This window comes from Lactococcus sp. S47 (genome assembly GCF_016517475.1).
Taxonomy (GTDB): Bacteria; Bacillota; Bacilli; order Lactobacillales; family Streptococcaceae; genus Lactococcus; species Lactococcus lactis.
This window is the reverse complement of record NZ_JACVUB010000001.1, coordinates 319,367-341,792: the sequence shown is the minus strand read 5'-3', so window position 1 is coordinate 341,792 and position 22,426 is coordinate 319,367. Positions and strand designations below refer to the sequence as shown.

The 22,426-nt window shown below is 36.1% G+C and carries 22 protein-coding genes; 1 reads left to right on the top strand and 21 read right to left on the bottom strand.

From position 1 onward, the window contains the following. Positions 1-19: 19 nt before the first annotated feature. The 10 genes from ilvA to IAE52_RS01555 form a co-directional block, all read right to left on the bottom strand. Positions 20-1,270 (bottom strand): threonine ammonia-lyase IlvA, encoded by a 1,251-nt coding sequence (gene ilvA, locus IAE52_RS01600; protein WP_033899597.1) that lies wholly within the window; start codon positions 1,268-1,270, stop codon positions 20-22. Between the two features lie 55 nt (positions 1,271-1,325). Beyond that, on the bottom strand, positions 1,326-2,348 hold the full coding sequence (gene ilvC / locus IAE52_RS01595) for a ketol-acid reductoisomerase (protein ID WP_017864494.1): 1,023 nt from the start codon (positions 2,346-2,348) through the stop codon (positions 1,326-1,328). A 45-nt stretch (positions 2,349-2,393) separates the two neighbouring features. Next, on the bottom strand, positions 2,394-2,870 hold the full coding sequence (gene ilvN / locus IAE52_RS01590; protein WP_010905839.1) for an acetolactate synthase small subunit: 477 nt from the start codon (positions 2,868-2,870) through the stop codon (positions 2,394-2,396). Next, positions 2,863-4,590, bottom strand: a complete 1,728-nt coding sequence (locus IAE52_RS01585; protein WP_109990887.1) for an acetolactate synthase large subunit — start codon at positions 4,588-4,590, stop codon at positions 2,863-2,865. The genes ilvN and IAE52_RS01585 overlap by 8 nt, the downstream gene beginning before the upstream one ends. Before the next feature lie 10 nt (positions 4,591-4,600). Next, entirely contained in the window at positions 4,601-6,313 is a 1,713-nt protein-coding gene (gene ilvD, locus IAE52_RS01580; RefSeq protein ID WP_014570601.1) for a dihydroxy-acid dehydratase, read from the bottom strand. Between the two features lie 121 nt (positions 6,314-6,434). After that, positions 6,435-7,214: an ABC transporter ATP-binding protein gene (locus IAE52_RS01575; protein ID WP_017864491.1), complete on the bottom strand. Its 780-nt coding sequence runs from the start codon at positions 7,212-7,214 to the stop codon at positions 6,435-6,437. 13 nt (positions 7,215-7,227) lie between these two features. After that, complete coding sequence (gene leuD / locus IAE52_RS01570; RefSeq protein ID WP_003131129.1) at positions 7,228-7,803, bottom strand: 3-isopropylmalate dehydratase small subunit; 576 nt, start codon at positions 7,801-7,803, stop codon at positions 7,228-7,230. A 19-nt stretch (positions 7,804-7,822) separates the two neighbouring features. After that, the gene (gene leuC / locus IAE52_RS01565) at positions 7,823-9,205 is read right to left on the bottom strand and encodes a 3-isopropylmalate dehydratase large subunit (protein WP_017864490.1); all 1,383 of its coding nucleotides are present in this window, start codon (positions 9,203-9,205) and stop codon (positions 7,823-7,825) included. A gap of 153 nt (positions 9,206-9,358) precedes the next feature. Beyond that, positions 9,359-10,396 (bottom strand): 3-isopropylmalate dehydrogenase, encoded by a 1,038-nt coding sequence (gene leuB / locus IAE52_RS01560; RefSeq protein WP_109990886.1) that lies wholly within the window; start codon positions 10,394-10,396, stop codon positions 9,359-9,361. 11 nt (positions 10,397-10,407) lie between these two features. Beyond that, a complete protein-coding gene (locus IAE52_RS01555; RefSeq protein ID WP_109990885.1) occupies positions 10,408-11,949 on the bottom strand; it encodes a 2-isopropylmalate synthase in 1,542 nt (513 codons plus the stop codon). Positions 11,950-12,375: 426 nt separating this feature from the next. Between IAE52_RS01555 and IAE52_RS01550 the strand changes: the two genes are divergently transcribed. Further along, a complete protein-coding gene (locus IAE52_RS01550) occupies positions 12,376-13,335 on the top strand; it encodes a rhodanese-related sulfurtransferase (RefSeq protein WP_033899590.1) in 960 nt (319 codons plus the stop codon). Between the two features lie 13 nt (positions 13,336-13,348). Here IAE52_RS01550 and IAE52_RS01545 read toward each other — a convergent pair whose 3' ends face one another. From IAE52_RS01545 to hisC, 11 genes are all read right to left on the bottom strand, one after another. Then, positions 13,349-14,158 (bottom strand): histidinol-phosphatase, encoded by an 810-nt coding sequence (locus IAE52_RS01545; RefSeq protein ID WP_033899588.1) that lies wholly within the window; start codon positions 14,156-14,158, stop codon positions 13,349-13,351. After that, positions 14,159-14,797, bottom strand: coding sequence for a bifunctional phosphoribosyl-AMP cyclohydrolase/phosphoribosyl-ATP diphosphatase HisIE (gene hisIE, locus IAE52_RS01540; RefSeq protein WP_017864485.1), 639 nt, complete (start codon positions 14,795-14,797; stop codon positions 14,159-14,161). It lies immediately after the preceding gene. Continuing rightward, a complete protein-coding gene (gene hisF / locus IAE52_RS01535; RefSeq protein WP_012897811.1) occupies positions 14,794-15,573 on the bottom strand; it encodes an imidazole glycerol phosphate synthase subunit HisF in 780 nt (259 codons plus the stop codon). The genes hisIE and hisF overlap by 4 nt, the downstream gene beginning before the upstream one ends. Beyond that, positions 15,563-16,282, bottom strand: a complete 720-nt coding sequence (gene hisA, locus IAE52_RS01530; RefSeq protein ID WP_012897810.1) for a 1-(5-phosphoribosyl)-5-[(5-phosphoribosylamino)methylideneamino]imidazole-4-carboxamide isomerase — start codon at positions 16,280-16,282, stop codon at positions 15,563-15,565. Before hisA ends, hisF begins: the two co-directional genes overlap by 11 nt. After that, entirely contained in the window at positions 16,283-16,885 is a 603-nt protein-coding gene (gene hisH, locus IAE52_RS01525) for an imidazole glycerol phosphate synthase subunit HisH (RefSeq protein ID WP_033899582.1), read from the bottom strand. Beyond that, on the bottom strand, positions 16,886-17,488 hold the full coding sequence (hisB, locus tag IAE52_RS01520) for an imidazoleglycerol-phosphate dehydratase HisB (RefSeq protein WP_109990883.1): 603 nt from the start codon (positions 17,486-17,488) through the stop codon (positions 16,886-16,888). Continuing rightward, positions 17,485-18,231: a bifunctional 2-polyprenyl-6-hydroxyphenol methylase/3-demethylubiquinol 3-O-methyltransferase UbiG gene (locus IAE52_RS01515; RefSeq protein ID WP_233610935.1), complete on the bottom strand. Its 747-nt coding sequence runs from the start codon at positions 18,229-18,231 to the stop codon at positions 17,485-17,487. The genes hisB and IAE52_RS01515 overlap by 4 nt, the downstream gene beginning before the upstream one ends. A gap of 95 nt (positions 18,232-18,326) precedes the next feature. After that, positions 18,327-19,622, bottom strand: coding sequence for a histidinol dehydrogenase (gene hisD / locus IAE52_RS01510; RefSeq protein ID WP_200136633.1), 1,296 nt, complete (start codon positions 19,620-19,622; stop codon positions 18,327-18,329). Further along, complete coding sequence (gene hisG, locus IAE52_RS01505) at positions 19,606-20,232, bottom strand: ATP phosphoribosyltransferase (protein WP_200136632.1); 627 nt, start codon at positions 20,230-20,232, stop codon at positions 19,606-19,608. The genes hisD and hisG overlap by 17 nt, the downstream gene beginning before the upstream one ends. Further along, positions 20,225-21,211, bottom strand: a complete 987-nt coding sequence (locus IAE52_RS01500; protein WP_200136631.1) for an ATP phosphoribosyltransferase regulatory subunit — start codon at positions 21,209-21,211, stop codon at positions 20,225-20,227. The genes hisG and IAE52_RS01500 overlap by 8 nt, the downstream gene beginning before the upstream one ends. Then, positions 21,199-22,281 carry a histidinol-phosphate transaminase gene (hisC, locus tag IAE52_RS01495; protein WP_003131105.1) on the bottom strand — a complete coding sequence of 361 codons (1,083 nt, stop codon included), beginning with the start codon at positions 22,279-22,281 and terminating at the stop codon, positions 21,199-21,201. Before hisC ends, IAE52_RS01500 begins: the two co-directional genes overlap by 13 nt. Positions 22,282-22,426: the final 145 nt, after the last annotated feature.

The following is a 22,426-nucleotide window of genomic DNA, read 5'->3' as shown; positions in this document are numbered from 1 at the left end:
GCTCAAACCAATTGGTTAGTTAGACCAAAAGTTCGTATAAACTATCATTTCCATGTAAGTTAACATAACGATTATCAAATCTTTCAATCCGATTAATCAATGAATCATAATCACTAGCATCTGAAAGTAAAATCCCAACAAGACAAGGTCCTTTACCTTTATCAGCCCTTTTGATGTACTCAAATCGGGTAATATCATCATTTGGCCCTAAAATATCACTGACAAAAGTTCGTAAGGCTCCTGGTCTTTGAGGAAAGTTAATGACAAAATAATGTTTTAGACCTTCATAAACCAAAGCTCTTTCTTCAATTTCTTGCATTCGACTAATATCATTATTTCCGCCGCTGATGATACAGACAATATTTTTACCCTTGATTTCATCTTTAATAAGTTCAAGTGCGGCAACAGATGTTGCACCTGCTGGTTCGGCGACAATACCTAATTTTGAATACAATTCGAGTATGGTTTGAGAAATTAAACCTTCATCAACCGCAAGCAATTGTTTCACTTTGTCATTAATAAGTTGGTAAGTTTTCTGACCGACAGTCGCAACCGCAATTCCGTCAGCAAATTTATCAATGTGTTCCAAGGTGACGGGCTGACCAGCAGAGTAGGCAGCTTTCATACTTGTTGCCCCTTTTGCTTCAACTCCGATAATTTCAGTTTGGGGATAGCGCTCCTTACTGTAGGCCGTAATTCCTGCAATTAAACCACCTCCACCAATCTGTACAAAAATCTTATCTAAACTTATTCCTTGTTTTTTAGCTTGCGCAAAAATTTCTAAAGCCACTGTCCCTTGACCAGCAATTACATTTTCATCATCAAAAGGGTCTATAAATGGTTTGTCATTATCTTGAGAAAAAGCTTTTGCTGCTCTGGCTGATTCATCAAAAGTATCACCAATTAAACGAATTGTTACATGTCTTTCGCCAAAAAATTTAACTTGTGAAATTTTTTGGTTAGGTGTGGTAACGGGCATAAAAATTGTCGCAGAAATATTTAATTGATTTGCAGCAAAAGCAACTCCTTGTGCATGATTTCCTGCGGAGGCACAAACCACTCCTTTAGAGCGTTGCTCATCAGATAATTTACTGATAGAATAATAAGCTCCTCGTAATTTAAAAGAACGAACTTTCTGTAAGTTTTCTTCTTTTAAGTAAATATTTGCTTGATATTTATTGGAAAGGTAAGGGTCTAATTGTAAAGGTGTTTTAGTGACAACTGCTTTTAACAAATCATAGGCATCTTCAACCTCTTTGGCACTTATCATTTATGTCATTCCTCCATAAAATGCTTTTATGTTTTTGTTCAATCAATAAGAGAAATTACTGATAGATTTTAAAGGCATCGTCATCACCAGATTGTGTGAATGGCATTGCTTTACGTAGTTCTGCCCCAATTTTTTCAATTTCAAGATTTTTAGCAGCTTCGCGATAGGCTGTTAATTTTGGACGCCCCGCTTTGAAGTCATCAACGAAATCTTGAGCAAATTTTCCAGATTGAATATCAGCCAAAACAAGCTTCATATTCTTTTTAACTTCGTCAGTAATAATCCGTGGACCAGTCACATAATCGCCAAACTCAGCAGTATTTGAGATGGATTGACGCATTTTAGTAAAACCCCCTTCATACATGAGGTCAACAATCAATTTCATTTCGTGTAAAACTTCAAAGTAAGCCAATTCGCCAGCGTATCCAGCTTCTGTCAGTGTTTCAAAACCGGCTTCAACAAGCGCTGTCAAACCTCCACATAGAACAGCTTGTTCTCCAAACAAATCTTCTTCTGTTTCTTCTTTAAAAGTTGTTTCAATAATTCCCACTCGAGCACAACCAATTCCTTTGGCCCAATCCATTGCGATTTCACGCGCATGACCACTTGCATTTTGGTGTGAAACAAACAAAGCTGGTGTACCAAAACCTTCAGTATAAGTCCGACGGACAAGGTGACCTGGAGCCTTAGGTGCAACCATAAAGACGTCAACGTCTTCTGGTACTTTAATATAGCCAAAATGGATATTAAATCCGTGAGCAAAACCAAGTGCTGAACCTGCTTTCAAGTTTGGTTTGATGTCCTCTTCATAAATGGATTGTTGAAGTTCATCTGGCGCCAAAACCATAATAACATCAGCTTTAGCTACCGCTTCTCCTACTTCAAATGTTTCAAAGCCATCTTCTTTTGCTTTATCAAAAGATTTTCCGTGGCGCACACCAATGATAACGTTGTGACCAGAATCACGCAAATTCTGTGCGTGAGCATGTCCTTGTGAACCATAACCGATTACTGCAATTTGCTTTCCAGCAAGTGCTGATACTTCTACATCATCTTCATAATACATTGTAACTGCCATTTTTGTTTCCTCTATTTTTCTATTTATTTGTTAACTTATTTAAATTTAGCCACGCTCAAAACCTGCACTACCTGTCCGAGCCATATTTAGAATGCCATAAGGACTAACAACATCAATAAGTGCTTCGATTTTTGCTGAATCACCCGTTAATTGAATGGTGACATTTTCCAGATTGACATCAACTACATTTACTCTAAAAGGTTCAATCATTGTAAAAATTTCTGCCCTAATGGTCGGTGGAGCTGATACTTTAATCAAGACGACTTCACGTTCTACATGAGGCAAATCTGTAATATCAGCTACTTCAATCACATCTATTAAGCGATTTAATTGTTTAATGATTTGTTCTACTTCATCAAGATGATCAACTTCAATAACAAAAGTGGTATGAGTTAAGTCTTGACTTTCTGTAACTCCAGCGGTAATTGAGAGAATATTCACTTGCCTTCGATTGAGAACGGCGGTAAATCGATTCATAATTCCTGTTACATTATGAAGTTTTGCGATAATCATTCTACGCATTATCTACCTCCTCATTATTATCAGTAAAATGAAGTCCAATCATTTCGTCATTGTGTAATCCAGCTGGTATCATTGGTAAAACATGTTCAGATTTTGAAATTAGAACTTCAATAAGCATTGGCTCATCTTCTGTAATAATTTTTAAATCATCAGCCAAAGTTTTTGGATTATCTAACTTAACATGTTTGATGCCATAAGCTTCGGCTAACAATTGAAAATTGGGTTCAACATCAAAAACCGATTGTGAACGTCGTTCTTCATAGAATGATTCTTGCCATTGACGTACCATTCCCAATGAATGATTATTAATCAGAACAACTTTGATTGCAATACCGTAGCCATTAAGTAATGCTAATTCTTGATTAGTCATTTGAAAGCCACCATCGCCAACAAAAACAATGACATTTTTATTTGGCTGTGCCAGCTTTGCACCGATTGCTGCAGGAATGCCAAAGCCCATCGTTCCCATTCCCCCAGAAGTAATAAGTTGCCTTGCATTTTTATAAGGATAATATTGCGCCACCCACATTTGATGTTGCCCAACGTCAGTTACAATGATTGCATCTCCTTGAGTGTATTCTCCAATTAATTTAATTGTTTCCTGTGGACGGATATCATGGTTTTGTGGCTCATAAGTAAATGGTACTTTCTCTTTATTTTTAGTGACAGTTTTAATCCAATCATTAAAGTCAGTCCTGACCTTATTTAATTGCAAAAGTCTGCTTAAAGCCGCTTTCAAATCAGAAAGGATTGGAATATCGGTTTTTACAATTTTGCCAAGTTCAGCAGCGTCAATATCAATATGAGCAACGACAGCATTTTTAGCGAATTTTGCAGGATTGGATACAACTCTATCGTCAAAACGTGATCCCAAATTAATAATATAGTCAGCTTCAACTAAAGCCATATTTGCAGCGTATGAACCGTGCATTCCTGCCATTCCTAGTTGCAATTCGTGGCTGATTGGTAATGTTCCTAAGCCAAGCAATGTAGAAACAACTGGAATTTGATATTTTTCGACAAATGCTCTGAAAATATCAATTGAGCCAGAATAATTAATTCCTCCGCCAGCAATAATGACTGGTTTTTTACTGACAGAAAGTTCTGTCAGTAATTCTTGCAATTGTTCATCAGTCGCTTTTTCACTTTCGTGATAATGAGGAAGATTCAAGCTTGGGTCATTAATTTCAGTGACTTCAAGGGTGGAAACATCTTTTGGTAAATCAATTTCTACTGGTCCAGGACGTCCTGTCCTTGCCAAATAATAGGCTTCTGTAACAATTCTTGGAATATCTGCAGTTTCCCTAATTTGATAATTATATTTTGTAATTGGGGCTGTAATTCCAACAGTATCTGCTTCTTGAAAAGCATCTTTACCAATTGACTGACGGCCAACTTGACCTGTGAAAACTAACAATGGGACTGAATCAAGATAAGCGTCAGCAATTCCGGTTACTGCATTAGTCGCTCCCGGTCCAGACGTAACAACGACGACACCAACTTTACCAGACGATTTAGCGTAACCTTCGGCTTCATGCGTTGCTCCTTGCTCATGACGGGCTAAAATATGTTGAATTCCTTCAAAATTATGAATCGCATCATACAAGGGGAGCATGGCCCCACCAGGATAACCAAAAATAATTTCTACTCCAAGTTCTTTTAAGGTTTGGAGAACAAGTTGGGAACCGGAAGTAGGTTTTTCTAACTTTATTTTTTTCATTCAAACCTTTCTATAAATCTGTAACGCAACCTTCACTAGCGGGGCGTGTAAGTTTGGCAAATTTTGCAAGGACACCACGCGTTGCTTTAGGGGTTGGTTTTTGATAATTGGCACGTCGTTTAGCAATTTCTTCATCAGAAACTTTTAAACTAATACTATTATTCACCGCATCAATTTCGATAATATCATCATCTTCAACTAAACCAATCAACCCACCTTCAACTGCTTCAGGGACGATATGACCCACAACAAAGCCGTGTGTGCCACCAGAAAATCTTCCGTCAGTAATTAGGGCACAAGATTTTCCAAGTCCGGCTCCAATTAATGCTGAAGTTGGTTTTAACATCTCTGGCATTCCCGGACCTCCGACTGGGCCAATATTTCTAATGACCGCAACATCACCGGCATGCAATCGGCCAGACTCAATGCCATCGATAAAGTGTTGTTCTCCGTCAAAAACACGAGCAGTTCCTTTGAAAAATTCGCCTTCTTTACCAGAAATTTTTGCAACAGAACCCCCTTGGGCAAGATTACCGTACAAGATTTGTAAATGTCCAGTAGCTTTAATTGGATTTTTTAGTGGTCGCATAATATCTTGGCTGTCAAAGTCCAAATCTAATGCTGTTTCAACATTTTCAGCCAAAGTTTTACCTGTGACGGTCAAACAATCACCGTGAAGTTTTCCTTCTTTAAGTAGGTATTTCAAAACAGCAGGAAGGCCACCAATTTTGTGCAGATCTTCCATCATATATTTTCCGCTCGGTTTGAAATCGCCAAGAACAGGGGTAATATCTGAAATTCGTTGGAAATCATCTTGCGTAATTTCTACACCAATGGCATTTGCCATTGCAATGATATGAAGCACAGCATTGGTTGAGCCTCCAAGGACCATGACAATTGTTATGGCATTTTCAAAAGCTTCTTTGGTCATGATATCACTTGGTTTAATATCTTTTTCTAATAAATTTTTGATGGCTAAACCAATTTCATCACACTCTTCTTGTTTTTCTTGACTGACTGCTGGATTGGAAGAGGAATAAGGTAAACTCATTCCTAAAGTTTCAATAGCAGCAGCCAGGGTATTGGCAGTGTACATTCCTCCGCAAGCCCCTTGTCCTGGAATGGCATTGCAAATAACGCCATGATAATCTTCATCAGAAATATTTCCAGTGATTTTTTGCCCCAGAGCTTCAAAGGCCGAAACAATATTTAATTTTTCACCTTTATATTCGCCATGTTCAATCGTTCCACCATAGACCATAATTGACGGACGATTTAAGCGAGCCATTCCGATGATTGACCCTGGCATATTTTTATCACAACCGGGAATGGCAACGATGGCATCATAATATTCTGCGCCAGCGTTGGTTTCGATGCTGTCAGCAATCACTTCACGACTGACCAAAGAATATCTCATGCCAAGCTTTCCGTTAGCAATTCCATCAGAAACTCCAATAGTATGAAATTGAAGTCCAATCAATCCGTCAGTTTGGTTGACAGAACTTTTGATTTTACTCCCAAGTGTTCCCAAGTGCATATTACATGGATTTCCGTCCCAATCCATGCTGACGATTCCGACCTGAGCTTTTTTGAAATCCTCATCTTTAAAACCAATGCCGTAGTACATCGCTTGAGTCGCTGGTTGTGTTGGATCTTGAGTCAATGTCTTAGAATATTTATTGAGTTCCACTGATTCAACTTTTCCGTTATATTTGAATTCCATATGTTATCTTTTTGACCTCCCCGTAAATTTACATAGAGCTATTTTATCACTAAAAAAATGAAAATACAATAATTTGTCAGAATATTCTATATAGTCTATAAAATACTTTTGCTTTCCTTTCTCAGTTAGCAGGAATTACAAAATATTTCTGCTCAAAACGGTGAACTTCTACTTTTTCTTGATAAAAATCAGTAAGTATCTTTTCATTTAATAAGTTTTCTTTTTTCCCTGATTGAATCACTTTTCCTTCTCTTAAAAGTAAAAGGTGAGTAAAAATATCAGTGATTTCATCGGGATGATGAGAAATATAAATGAGTGTTGGTGCGGTTTTTAATTGATTAATCTGCTGCAGTTGCTTTAATAATTTTTCTTTAGCAAATAAATCTAAACCGTTCGTTGCTTCGTCCAAAATTAAAAGCTCAGGCTTTAAAATTAAGCTCCTAGCAATAAGAAGAACTTGCTTTTCCCCTTGAGAAAGGCTGGCATAATTTCGGCCAATAAGTGATTTTGCGCCCATTTGTCTTAAAAGCTGACGGGCCTCATCAAGTTCCTGATCTGTGTAGGGTTTATAGAGCATGCTCGAATTAAATTTCCCAGTATAAACAAGGTTTTCAGCCTTAATATTTGGTTGAAATCTTTCAGCAATAAATGAGCCAACTACGCTGATTCTTTTTCTCAACTTAGGAATTTCTCCATTTCCAAATTGAGTATTTAAAACAGTGATTTCGCCAGAAGTTTTCCATTCTTCTGCTAAAATCAATTTCAAAAGACTTGATTTTCCAGAGCCGTTGAGGCCCAGAATAACCCAATTTTCGCCGGGATTTACTTTCCAAGTAATATCTTTAAGAATTTCTTTTTTATTTCGAGTAAGATTTACATTCTTTAAATTAATAATTGTCATTTTAGGCTCGCTCTTATTGATTTTTTTGTTCGTAAGCTGAGATTGCTTCTTCATATTGCAAGGTTATTCCAATATCATCTAAGCCATTAATTAATTTATCTTTCCAAATGGGGTCAATCTCAAAATGAAAGTCACCAAGGCTTGTGATGATTAGCTGATGGGGTAAATCAATTGTAATTTCTTCTTGACTTGACAGTTTTGTCAGTTGATTTAGAACTTCTCTTGGTTGTTTAATTGGTAACAAGCCATTTTTTAAAGCATTATTATAAAAAATATCTGAGTAAGAGCCAGCAATAATTGCCCGAAAGCCGTAATCTGATAAGGCCCATGCCGCATGTTCTCTTGAAGAACCAGAACCAAAATTATCTCCTGAAATTAACAGAGAAGCTTTTTTGTATTTTGGAGCATTCAAAATAAAATCAGGATTCTCATCGTAATCTTTAAGATAACGCCATTCATAAAATAAATTTTTCCCAAAGCCCTTTTTATCGATTGCTTTCAAAAATTGTTTAGGAATAATTTGGTCTGTGTCAATATTATCGTTCATGACTGGAACACTTGTCCCTTTGTAAATCGTGAATTTTTCCATCTTTTTTTCTTTCTACAGACTAATCTGTTACGAGCGTTCTAACATCTACAAATTTACCAGCGATTGCGGCGGCAGCGGCCATAGCTGGAGAGCACAGGTGCGTTCTTGCATTATGTCCTTGACGTCCTTCAAAATTTCGATTAGAGGTTGAAGCACAATGAACGTATTCTGGAATTTGGTCAGGATTCATTCCAAGACAGGCTGAGCAACCCGGTTCCCGCCATTCAAAACCAGCTTCTTTAAAAATTTTATCAAGCCCTTGTGCTTCAGCCGCTTCTTTCACAGGTCTGCTTCCAGGGACGACAATTCCTGTTAGTCCATCAGCAATATGTCTGTCTCCAATAATTTTTGCAGCTTCTTCTAAATCACCAAGTCTAGCATTCGTACAAGAACCAATGAAAATATAGCCTAAATCAATATCAGAAGCAGTTTGGCCTGGCTTTAAATCCATGTACTGATAAGCACGTTCATAATTCAAATCATTGTTAATTTCCGGAAACTTTTCGCCAAATTCTAGGCCCATTCCGGGATTTGTTCCCCATGTCACCATTGGTTTCAACTGGCTGACATCAAGACTTAAAATCTTATCGTATTGTGCATCAGAATCACTGACAAGTTTTTCCCATTTACTGACAGCTTCATCAAAGTTTTTAGGTGCATGTTCACGCCCTTTGACATAGTCATAAGTTTTTTCATCAGGATTCATCAGGCCAATTTTTGCCCCAAATTCAATTGACATGTTACAGATTGTCATCCGTTCTTCCATGCTTAAATCACTGATAGCATCCCCACTATATTCAACCGCATAACCTACACCTGCATCCACACCATATTTAGCAATTAATGCGAGGATAAAGTCTTTGCTATAAATTCCTTTTTGTGGATGACCTTGAAATTCAATTTTCATACGCTTGGGTTTAACTTGCCAAATGGTTTGAGTTGCAAGAACATGTTCAACTTCACTTGTACCAATTCCAAAAGCAATTGCACCAAATGCTCCATTTGTTGCGGTATGACTATCGCCACAAACAATTGTTTTTCCCGGTTGAGTTCTGCCAGATTCAGGTGCTACCATGTGAACAATTCCTTGTCCTTTTCCACCATGAGTCTCCGCTGGAACATCAAATTCTTTGACATTTTTAGTAAAAGTATCAATTTGTTTTTTAGAAATCAAATCTTGAATATTAAAAATATCTTGTGTTGGAACATTGTGGTCAAGAGTTCCGTATGTCAAATCTTTTCTCCGAACACGACGTCCTGCTTCGCGTAAGCCCTGAAATGCTTGCGGACTCGTAACCTCATGAATAACATGAAGGTCAATATAAAGCAGTTGAGGTTCTCCCTCATTTCCAGCAATCACATGCTGATCCCAAAGTTTATCAAATATTGTTTTACCTGACATTTTTTATTTCCTTTTTTAAAAATTTATTCTGACAAATTCTGTCAGTAATTTTGTATAAAATGCTCACTATTCAATCGCAATTACTGACAGAATTGTCAGCTGCGCTGACGGTTCTTTTATCTACAACTAAAATGCTCACTATTCAATCGCATTTTACTGACAATTTTTCAGGATTGCTTCTGTCATTTCTTTAGTTGTTGCAGTCCCACCTAAATCTTTAGTCAAAATTCCGTCAGTAAAAGTTTGGGTTACGGCTTTCTCAATCATCGCAGCCCCATCTTCTTGCCCAAAAGATTCTCTTAGCATCATGGCAATTGATAGAATCATCGAAACAGGGTTCGCAATTCCTTTTCCTGCAATATCTGGTGCCGAACCATGAATTGGCTCATAGAGTGCTAAACCGTTAAATCCATGCGAACTCGAAGGCATCACTCCTAAGCTACCGGCCAAACTACTTGCTTCATCAGAGAGAATATCACCAAATAGATTTTCAGTGACTATCACATCAAATTGTTGCGAATTAGTAATCAGTAACATCGCACAAGAATCGACCAATTGGTGCTCTAATCGTACATCAGGATATTCGTCAGCAATTTCATCTGCCATTTTTCGCCATAATTTAGAAGTTGCAAGGACATTTTGTTTATCAACCGAAGTCAGTAATTTTCTGGGCCGACTTTGAGCACTTTTGAAAGCAAAATGAAGAATTCTTCTTATTTCATCAGCAGAATAATCATTGACATCTCGTGCTTTATCATCTGCCAATTCATGCTGACCGAAATAGATTCCCCCTGTCAGTTCGCGAATCACTAGGAAATCAACATTTTCAACATTTCGGATGGGAGAAAGTTTTTTTAGAGCCGGATAAATTTTTAATGGACGAACATTAGCATACAGTCCTAATTCTTTTCGTAAAGTAAGTAGCCCTTGTTCTGGTCTAACTTTTGCATTGTTGTATTTAGGATGACCAATTGCAGCGAGCAAGATTGCGTCAGCATTTTTAACTGCTTGCAAAGTTTCTTCTGGTAAAGGATGACCATGCTTATCAATTGCAATTCCTCCAAAATCTTTAGCTTCTAATTCATACTCAAAATCAATTTTTTTACTGACAGCTTTTAAAACACTTAAACCAGCTGACATAATTTCTGGCCCAATTCCATCTCCCGCAAGTGTCACAATTTTTTTAGACAATATTTTTCACCTTAAATTCCATCATGAGCTGAAATTTGTTCAACCTTTCCTTGTAAATTTTCTTTTTGAACTAAAACATTAGCGTTCATGTAAGCAATGGCGCTTCCTTTCAATACATCATAATCAACACCTTTAGCATTAAATATAGTGCCTGTAGATAGATTTTCAACAGAAACCAAAGTCGTTGCTTGTGCATCAATTCCATCAGTTACAGCATCAACTGAATAGGAAATTAATTTTAGTTGATGATTAAAGACTTTATCAATAGCTTTAAAAATTGCATCCACTGAACCTGACCCCTCTCCTTGGCTAACATAAATTTCCTCTTCTTGATTTTTTAGTTGCACCAGTGCTTTGTGCCCATCAATTTGAACATTATCAAGTATAAATCCAGCTAGATTTTTTACCGTTTCTCCTGTAAACAAGGCATGAATATCTGCGTCAGTAATTTCTTTTTTCTTGTCAGCTAACTTTTTAAATTTTTCAAATAAAATTGCAAGACTTTCATCGTCATAAGCAATATTAAGTTCCGTCAATTTTTCACTAAAAGCATGACGACCAGAAAGTTTACCTAAAGGCAACGAATTATGCTTTATTCCGACAAGTTCTGGTGTAATAATTTCATAAGTTTCAGCATTTTTAAGGACACCATCTTGATGAATTCCTGATTCGTGTGCAAAAGCATTAGCACCAACAATTGCTTTATTTTTTGGAATAGCAATTCCTGAAAATTGTGAAATTAGTTCTGCCGTTGCAGCAGTTTCTGAAAGTTTTAAAGGACTTTGTGCCTGATAAAAATCTTTACGAATATGTAGTGCCACAGCAATTTCTTCAAGAGCAGCATTCCCAGCTCGCTCTCCAATACCATTGACAGTTCCTTCAATTCTCCCAGCCCCAGCTTTAATTGCAGCTAATGAATTAGCTACAGCCATTCCTAAATCATCATGACAATGTGGACTAAAAATAATTTCTCTCTCAGACTTAGTATTATCAATCAAAAATTTAAAAATTTTTCCATATTCTTCTGGCGTCGTATAACCGACAGTGTCAGGAATATTAATATAAGTTGCTCCAGCATCGACAGCCGTTTGAACAGCCTCTAAAAGAAAATTCAACTCCGTTCTTGTTGCATCCTCTGGAGAAAACTCAACAACCTCAACCCGTTCACGTGCGTATTTCACACATTTATCAATATTTTTCAAAACTTCTTCGGGACTGATTTTAAGTTTATATTTCATGTGAATAGGTGAAGTGGCAATGAAAACATGAATTTGCGGATATTTAGCCCCCTTTACCGCTTCAACCGCTTTATCGATATCTGAGATAACACAACGAGCTAATGCAGTGACAGCCGTATCATTCAAAGAATCAGCAATTTGCTTTACTGCTTCAAAACTATCTGGACTTGCCGCAGGAAAACCAGCCTCTATGACAGAAATCCCCCATTTTTCCAGTTGTTTAGCAATCGTTACTTTTTCTGAAATGGAGAAACTAACGCCCGGTGTCTGTTCGCCATCTCTCAAACTTGTGTCAAAGAATTCAATTTTTCGCATAATATTACCTCTATTTTTTTATTAAGAAACAAAAAAGACGCCCGTGAGGACGTCTCTCGGTCCTCGAAATGACTATCGCCAAACAGGACCCACATATTTTAGCCACAAAAGCTAATGTAGGTCCACCTTGATCAACAACAATGAAAATTGTGTGTATGTCATTTCAAGTTCCTCTTTTTTTGTTAATTTACATTATAATACTCTTAATATTTTAAATTGTCAATAAAATAATAATATTTAATGCATTTATTTGTATTAACAAGAATTTAACAACAAATAGATTACAACTTCTCCCTTTAATATTCAATTAAATCCACAATAATTAAGCTTGTTAGAAAATATACAAGCAATTTTGTTGCTTTAGGTAGACATAAAATGATTAAATTATAATGGATTCTAATGTACTAATAAGATTAAGGAGAAATTATGACTCAAGATTATCGAGTTTTATTATATTACCAATATGTCCCAATTGAAGATGGAGAAACTTTTGCCCAAAAACACCTCGCAGACTGTAAAGAATTAGGTTTAAAAGGACGCATTTTAGTTGCTGACGAAGGTATCAACGGAACTGTTTCTGGTACTATCGAGCAAACAAATGCCTACATGGAATTGATGAAAAATGACCCTCGCTTTAGCTCAACAATTTTCAAAATTGATGAAGCCGAGCAAAATGCTTTTAAGAAAATGCATGTCCGTTATCGCCCTGAATTAGTCAATTTAAGTTTAGAAGATGACGTCAATCCCTTGGAACTTACTGGGGCTTATCTTGATCCAAAAGAGTTTCGTGAGGCCATGCTTGATGAAAATACAGTAGTAATTGATGCACGAAATGATTATGAATTTGACTTAGGACATTTTCGTGGCGCCATTCGTCCAGAAATAAGAAGTTTTAGAGAACTCCCTCAGTGGATTCGAGATAACAAAGAACAATTCATGGAAAAACGTGTTTTAACCTACTGTACCGGTGGAATACGTTGTGAAAAATTTTCAGGATGGCTCGTTCGTGAAGGCTTCAAAGACGTTGGTCAACTTCACGGAGGAATTGCCACATACGGAAAAGACCCAGAAGTTCAAGGAGATCTCTGGGACGGACAAATGTATGTTTTTGATAACCGAATCGCAGTTCCAATCAACCAAAAAGAACATGTCATTGTCGGACGTGATTGGTTTGATGGAAGCCCATGTGAACGTTACATCAATTGCGGAAATCCAGAATGTAACAGACAAATGTTAGCTTCAGAGGAAAACGAAGCAAAATATCTTGGTGCTTGTTCACATGAATGTCGAGTTCATCCCAATAACCGTTACATCAAAGCCCACCAACTATCAAATCAAGAAGTTCAAGAACGTCTTGCGCTACTTGAGAAAGATTTAGCATCATAATATAAAAAGTCTATTATTCTTTAATAGACTTTTTATTTTTATCAATTTTCATCCCATTAAAAGTTGCTAGTTCGTGAAAACCAGCTTTTTTAATTAGAGTTCTTGCTTTACGAATTGAAAGCCAATCACGCTTTGCTATATGACTGTCCGTTCCTAAAGTTATAAATTTTCCACCTAATCTTTTAAAATTAATCAATAAATCACTATAAAATTGTTCAGTTTTCGGATCATCAAACAATCTAGTATTTATTTCTAAGGCTTTTTCTTTTGAAGCTAAAGCCCGCAAGATTTCAAATAAAATCTCCCGATTCTCTGCAAACTTTATTGATTTATCCGTGTAAGGCCCATATCTAGCAACATAATCTAAATGACCAAATGAATTATAAGTCTCAAAATTTTGAACAACATCTAAACAAGCTAAAAGATATTCTCTTTGTGCTTCTTCTTTTGTTTTCTGTAGATAAAATTCTGTTCCGTCATAAACTTCAATATCTCCAATTTCATGAACAGAGGCAATCACAAAATCAAAAGAAGCCGAATCAATAAACTGATTAATTTCTGATTTAAAACGTAAATCAATTCCCATTTCCAAACCAATTTTTATTTTAATTTTATCTTTAAATTCCGCTTGCAATTGATTAATTTCTTGAAAATATTCAGGTAGATTTAATGAAAAATCCATTCCTGGAAAATAAAAATCTCGATGCTCTGTAAAACAAATTTCTTCTAAACCATGTGCTATAGCTTCTGTCACATGCTTTCTAGGAAGCTCCTCACTATCAGCCGAAAAATGAGAGTGGAAATGATAATCTAATTTTTTCATTTAATCTGCCGTCCTTGTATGAAATTCCTTCTTATTTCCCTCTAGCTGATGCCGTTCTTTTGCTTTTTGCCGTACTTCTTCTAGAGAAATACCTTGCTGATTCATTAATACAAACAAGTGATAAAGTAAATCATCAATTTCTCCTAAAAGTTCTCCTTTATCTGAATTTTTACTAGCAATAATCACTTCACTTGCTTCTTCACCAACTTTTTTTAATACTTTATCAATGCCCTCTCCAAGCAAATAATTCGTATAAGATTTTTCGACTGGATGTAACTTTCGGTCGATGATTTGCTTCTCCAACTCACTAAAAATATCAGAGTCATCAAAAGGAATAATTTCATCATAAAAACAAGAGTAAGTTCCGGTATGGCAAGCATTACCAATTTGTTCAACAAAAACCAATAAAGTATCTTGGTCGCAATCCAAACGCATTCCTTTTATTTTTTGAAAATGACCTGATTCTTCTCCTTTGTGCCAAAGTTTTTGTCGTGAACGTGACCAAAACCAAGTTTCACCAGTTTCAAGCATTTTCTCAAAAGCCACTTCATTTGTATAGGCAAGCATTAATACTTGATTTGTTTGATAATCTTGAACAACAACAGGAATAAGTTCCTGCTTATGAAAATCTGGTCTCATAATGTCTCCTTCTTAATAATTCTTGCTGGAATATTATTTTTTATAAGTTCGTCTTTAACTTCATCAACTGTTGCTTCGCCATAATGAAATAATGAAGCAACAAGGGCAGCATCGCTTCTTGTATTTTGAAAAACTTCAACAATGTCCGAAATCTTCCCACAACCGCCACTTGCTACAACAGGAATATTAACAGCAGTACAAACGTCATTCAGCATTTCCAAATCGTAGCCTGTCTTTGTTCCATCCTTATCCATTGAGGTTAGTAAAATTTCGCCTGCTCCTAATCTTTCACACTTTTTAGCCCAATCAACTAAGTCAAGACCTGCATTTTCACGCCCACCTTTGATATAGACATCATATCCCCTATGGTCTGCTCGTTTTTTAGCATCAATAGCAACAACAACACATTGAACGCCAAATTCGTTAGCCGCTTGACGAATAAGTTCAGGATTTTCAATTGCAGCTGAGTTGACGGATACTTTATCAGCTCCTCTAGCAAGAATTCTTCTAAAATCGTCAATTGAACGAATTCCTCCACCAACGGTTAATGGAATTGAAAGTTCACGCGCCGCCCGACCAATTAATTCACCAATAATTTCACGTTCTTCAAAAGATGCTGTAATATCAAGAAAAACAATTTCATCTGCACACTGTTCTTCATATATTTTGGCCAATTCCACTGGATCACCTATTTCTCTTAAACCCACAAAATTGATTCCTTTAACAACCTTACCATTTTTAATATCAAGACAAGGGATGATTCTTTTAGTTAGCATTCCTGAACTCCTTTTCAAGATTAATTTTCCCCTCATAGTAAGCTTTCCCAACGATAATTCCATAGAAGTCAGAACGAGTTGCACGTTGAATATCAGAATTATCCTTTACACCTCCAGAAATAATCACGTTTAGGGAATTTTCCTTTGAAATTTCATCATAAAGTTTAAAATTTGGACCTGTCAGTGTTCCGTCTTTGGAGATATCAGTAATAATAGTGGTTTTAACCCCTATTCTCTCTAATTTTTTTAAAAATGACAGGTAAGGAAGACTTGTTTTTTCTAACCAACCACTTGTTGATACAAAACCCTCTCTAATATCAACTCCAACAACGATTCTGCTTGGACCATATTTAATTAATAATTCCTTAAGAAAATCAGGCTTTTCTACCGCTGCGGTTCCTAAAATCACTCGTTCCACACCAATTTGTTCAAGATACATTCTAACTGTATCGAAATCTCTAATTCCACCACCAATTTCGATTTTCAATCTTGTTTCATCTTTTATTTTTCGCACAAGCTCTAAATTACGAGTTTGTCCTATCTTAGCACCATCTAAATCAACCAAATGGAGGTCAGTCGCTCCCATTCTTTCAAATTTTTGAGCAATTTCAAGGGGATTTTTTGAATAGACCGTTTTCTTATCATAATCTCCTTTGTAGAGACGCACGGCTTCACCATTTTGCAAATCAATTGCTGGAATAATCTTCATTTAAATTTCCTCCAAGAATGCTTTTAGTATCTTTCTGCCAATTTCTCCACTCTTTTCAGGGTGAAATTGACAGCCTATCACATTATTTTTTCCAACAATTGCCGGAATTTTTACTTCGCCATAAGTGGTGTAGGCAATGAGTTCATCATCAGGACAAGTCGCCTGATAAGAATGGACAAAATAGACCTCATCATTATCAGACAAATAATGAGTTGTTGGACTGGTTTTAGCCAGGTTTAATTGATTCCATCCCATATGCGGAATTTTCTCATTAGTTTTGATTGGAATTACCTCTCCCTTTAAAAGTCCAAGACCTTGTCTTTCTTCTATCTCGTATCCTTTTTCAAAAAGCACTTGCATTCCTAAACAAATTCCCAATATTGGTATTCCAGCAGCAGCTCGTTCTTGTATAAGTTCAATCAAATTAAACTTTTTTAGATTATTCATTGCTGTAGGAAAAGCCCCAACTCCTGGAAGAATAAGTGCATCTGCTTTACGAATTTCCTCTAAATCTCTTGAAATCACTGTTTCTTGTCCCAATCGTAAAAATGCGGCCTGTACACTTTGAAGATTTCCAATATTGTAGTCGATGATAACAATCATTTATAGTAATCCTTTCGATGACGGAATTAAATTAACTTTCGCTTCATCAATACTTACAGCTTGTTTTAGCGCCCTCGCTGTAGATTTAAACATGCCTTCAATAATATGATGCGTATTTTGCCCATAATTTTCGTTCAGATGTAACGTAATCCCAGCATTAAAAGCAAGGGCACGAAAAAATTCTTCAGTCATTTCTGTATCATAGCCACCAAGTTTTTGATTTCCTGATAAATCAGCATGAAATACCAAATAAGGTCGTCCACTAATATCTAAATCACAAGTCACCAAAGCTTCATCCATTGGAATGGTAAAACTTCCATAACGTCGAATACCGAGCTTATTACCTAATGCTTTGCTGATACATTTTCCAAGAGCAATCGCAACATCTTCAATGAGATGGTGGGGGTCCATCCCTACTGTTTCATGATCCCCATGTCCTATGATTTTTAAGTCAAAATCGCTGTGAAAGGTGAGAAGTGTCAGCATGTGGTCGAGAAAACCAATACCTGTACTAATGTCCGCTTGACCTGTGCCGTCAAGATTGATGGAAAGTTCGATTTGTGTTTCTTTGGTATTACGCGTGATGTGTGATATGCGTGTCATAACAGATTCTCCTTAGTTTTTTTAAATATCAAATGATGTAATCGTGCGACTGGATACAGCGTTTGGTCTTTCGCTACTTTTTGCTCTAACTTAAGCATGGGTTGATACCAGTTGTCTGTTTCTTTGATTTCTGCGTTTTGTGAAATACCGTAGAAATGACGAATTCCAAATTTTTCTTGGAGTTTCAGTTTGTAATTTGCCACAAAATCTGTCAGCCAATCATCGTCATAAACTAGGATATCGCCGTGGTTGTGAGAAGTGACAGCTTCATTTTCATAAACATCAAGCGCTGCCTGCGGATTATCACGTCCTGCTGCCATTTCTATCATGCTACCGTACTTACTGTGCTTGACAATAGAAAGCGTGCCGCCATCTGTCAAAAGTGACAAGAGTAATTCCAACACGACTTTTCGGTCGAGGACGTATTCTAAAACATTGTGAATGAGAATCACGTCGTAACGCTCATTTTTAACAGTTTCTGCAAAGTCGTCAAAAGTTCCTGTCAACTGACGAAAAGTTTGGTCAGACATCATCTCGAGCTTTTCTACATCAGGCTCATAGCCCGTGACTTCAAATCCCTTTTCCTCCAAAAATGTTTCCGTCCGTCCAAATCCAGAGCCGAAACTCAGAATTTTTGAATCTTTTGTCAAATTTGGTAGGAGCTGTGGAAAAAGTAAGTCATAGAACATCCGACCCCATGGTTTTTCGAAAACTTCTGCGTAATAATTTTCTTGTTTTGTCATGTTTTTCTCCCTACTATTTTTCTTATTCAATATTTTAAAATCCATGTGGCTCCTCACGCCTTGACCAATAAATTTTGAAAATCTTGTCTCAAGTATTACATTTCATCAAATCTCACAGAAATTGAGTTAGCATGAGCCGTCAATCCTTCTGATTTTGCAAATGTCTCAACATCCTCTTTAAAGGCACCCAAAACTTCTTTAGGATAATAGCTATAAGTCAAATATTTTATAAAATTATAAACACCCAAACCAGAGTAAAATTTGGCTGTTCCTCCAGTTGGTAAGACATGATTGCTTCCTGACATATAGTCGCCTAACGGTTCTGGCGTATACTCTCCAATAAAAATTGAGCCAGCATTTTTGATTTTTGGAAGTTGGGTTAAAGGTTCACTAGTCAAAACTTCTAAATGTTCTGGAGCCAGCTGATTGGAAACATCAAAGGCTTCATCAATATTTTTTACAACAATGGCTCCACCGTAATTCCTGATGGAACTTTCAATGATTTCACGACGTTCCAAATTTTGAACTTGTCTATTTAATTCCTCATCTACTTCTTGAACAAGTTTTTCAGAAGTCGTCACTAGAATCGCTGACGCAAGTTTATCATGTTCTGCTTGAGCCATTAAATCAGCAGCGATATATTTTGGATTGGCAGTTTTGTCAGCAATAACTAGAACTTCTGACGGACCGGCTATCATATCAATATCTACCACCCCATAACAGATTTTCTTAGCTGTAGCCACAAAAATATTTCCGGGTCCGACAATCTTATCAACTTTGGGAATAGATTCTGTCCCATACGCAACGGCGGCAACACCTTGTGCTCCACCCACTTTATAGATTGTTTCTATTCCACAAACTTCAGCAGCTGCTAAAATATTTGGATTTACTTTTCCATCAGCTTTAACTGGGGTAATCATAATAATTTCTTTGACGCCTGCTAAAAGCGCTGGAACAGCATTCATAATGACTGTTGAGGGATATGCAGCCGTTCCTCCGGGAACATAGAGAGCAACACGTTCCAGAGGACGCGCAATTTGTCCCATGATAACACCATTTTCCTTAAAAATATTCCATGAATTTCCCAGTTGGTGCTTATGAAATTCTTCGATTTGTGATTTGGTGCGTCTAAGAATTCTAAAATAATCCTCATCAATTTGTTCTAGTCCTGTTTCACGTTCCATGGGCGTGACGAGTAAATTACTAGTATTCACATCATAACCATCGAACTTTTTAGCATAGTTAAATAAGGCAGTATCTCCACTTTTTTGAATGTCTTCTACAATCTGTTGAACAGTTTTATTAACTTCTTTTGATACTTCTGTTTTTCGACCTTGAAATTTTTCAGCAATTTCTTCAAGCTTTCCTTGATAATCAATTTGTTTGATCATCTTCTAACCTCTCCACCATTTCTATAATTTTATCTTTTTTAAATTTGAAACTAGATTTATTGACAATCATCCGTGTTGAAATGTCACTGATTTTTTCAATGACCTCTAAACCATTTGCAGATAAAGTATTTCCTGTTTCGACAATGTCAACAATTGCATCGGCTAAACCAACAACTGGTCCAAGCTCAACAGAGCCTTCCAACTTGATAATTTCAATATCTTCTTGCTTTTGAGCAAAATATTTTTTTGTCACTCTTGGATATTTTGAAGCAATTCGTTTACGTCTTTGAAAATTTTTATTTGAAAAGTCAGGATAGGAAGCAAGGGCAAAAATACACTGCCCAATTTTTAAATCCAATAATTCATAATAATCATCAAAATCATTTTCATCAAGCGTATCTTTACCAACAAAGCCAATATCAACAATTCCATGTTCTAAAAAAGTAATGACATCATTAGCTTTTCCAAAAATGATTTGTAAATCATCTTTCGTTTTAATTTGTAATTCACGTCCTAGATTTAGAATTGGTTCAACATCATAGTTTGCATTTTCCAATAAATTTGTGACTTGTTTTTGGATTCGTCCTTTAGTTATGGCGATTTTAATCATTGTCTTCCTCCAATTCTTGTCTTTCCAGAGCCTTTAGAATGGTGTCCATATGACAACAAAAACCAATGGCAACCGCCTCTTCTTGAAAATTACTTAATAGTTGGTCATATCTTCCTCCTGATAAAATAGGTTGATTCGCTGCTGAACTGTAAGCTTTAAACATTAAATCAGTATAATAATCCATTTTAGGAACCATTCCCAAATCAATGATAATCGGTTTAATCATTGAAAGTTTTTCTGAAAACTCTTTAAGCTGTTTAAAGGAAGAAATGAGCACATCATCTTTTGTATTTGTCACTAAATTTTCCAACCTTGATAACTCATTAGTAATAAATATTTCTTTCAAAAGTTCTCTTAATTCCTTAGAAAAATTATTTTTTTCGATAAAAGCATTAAGACCACTCAAATCTTTCTTGAGTAAAAGTTCTGTAAGTAACTCTGTTGAACCGTCAGCTAAATTACATAAACGTTGAAAAAATTTTGCTGAGCCTATTTCAAAGACCGTTTTATTCAAACCTAACTGTTCAATCACTTGAAGGGCTAAACTAAGAATTTCTAATTCTGACTTATCGGCTGATTCACCAAAAAGTTCAGTACCAATCTGATAATTTTCCGTTGAACGACCTTTATGCCGTTTTTCTTTTCTAAATATTTTTCCAAAATAGGAATAACGAGCACTAGTAGAATCCTTGATTTGCGAATAAAGTCTAACTAAAGGAAGTGTAAAATCATAACGGAGTGTAATTGATTGTCCCTCATGATTGATAAACTGAAACATTTTTTCTTGATTAAAAGTTTTTCCATTACTTTCAAGTGCTGTATAGAGTTGTGTATATTCAAAGCTTGGAGGCATGACTTCCTGATAATTCTTCAAGCCAAATAATTTCCTTAAACGACCTTCTATCTGCCGTAGACTTTTAACTTGATTCAAGGTCATTTCTGCCGATTCTTCAGGAAGCAGATAATTTATTTTTTCCATTCGTCAATTTCCTCATTCTTTTTTAAATAGCCTTTTAAAAATTCAATCACTTTGTTCATTTCTTTATTAGTTCCAATAGTTATCCGTAACCAATCATCAATCCGTGGTTGATTCCAATGCCTGACAATAATTTTTGCCTCATAAAGCGCCTTAAAAAGTTCTTCTGCTTTTACTTTTGGATGATGAACAAAAACAAAGTTAGCCTTTGAATCAGTCACTTCAAATCCTAAATTAACCAGATTATCTTTAAAAACTTCTCTTGTCTTAATGATTTTCTGAATGTTTTTTTGAAAATAATGTTCATCCATTAAACTTGCTTCTCCAATAATTTGTGCCAAACTATCAATTGGATAGGAATTAAATGAATTTTTCACATCATACAAATGAGAAATTGCTTCAGCAGAGCCATAAGCTACACCCAAACGAATTCCTGCCAAACTCCGTGATTTAGAAAAAGTTTGAACCACTACTAAATTATCGTATTTTTTAAGCAAAGGAAGACATGTTTCACCACCAAAATCAATATAGGCTTCATCAATCAAGACAATTGATTTTTGATTTTTTTTCAGAATTTCTTCTATATCTTTAAGATTTAGCGCCAAAGCCGTTGGAGCATTAGGATTTGCAATCACAATTCCGCCATTTTCAATACAATAATCTTTTATTGAAACTTTAAAATCATCATCCACAGGGACTTTTTGAAAGGGAATTCGATAGAGTTCGCAATAAATAGGGTAAAAAGAATAAGTAATGTCAGGCATTAATAAAGGGCTTTGACTATTAAAAAAGGTCAGAAAACTAAGTGACAAAACTTCGTCAGAGCCATTTCCAATAAAAACCTGTTCAACTTCTAAATGATGATAGTCGGCCAATTTTTTTCTTAAACTTTTCGCGTCAGTACTTGGGTAAAGACGCAAATTTTTTGTCTTATAACGTTCATTAAATAATTGAGCTACACTAGTGGGCGGATATGGATTTTCGTTAGTGTTTAATTTGATCATGTCAGTAAGTTCAGGTTGTTCACCTGCAATATAGGGACTTACTGACCGAAGGTTATTTTGCCAACTCATAGATTTCTCCTTTCGAGAATAGAAAGATAATATAAAAAAAACGCCTAAAAGCACTTGGCTTAAAGGACGGTTTAATCGTGGTTCCACCTTAATTTATCACTTTTTCACAAAAGTGACCTCGGTAAGTTATAACAACTTAGCATTA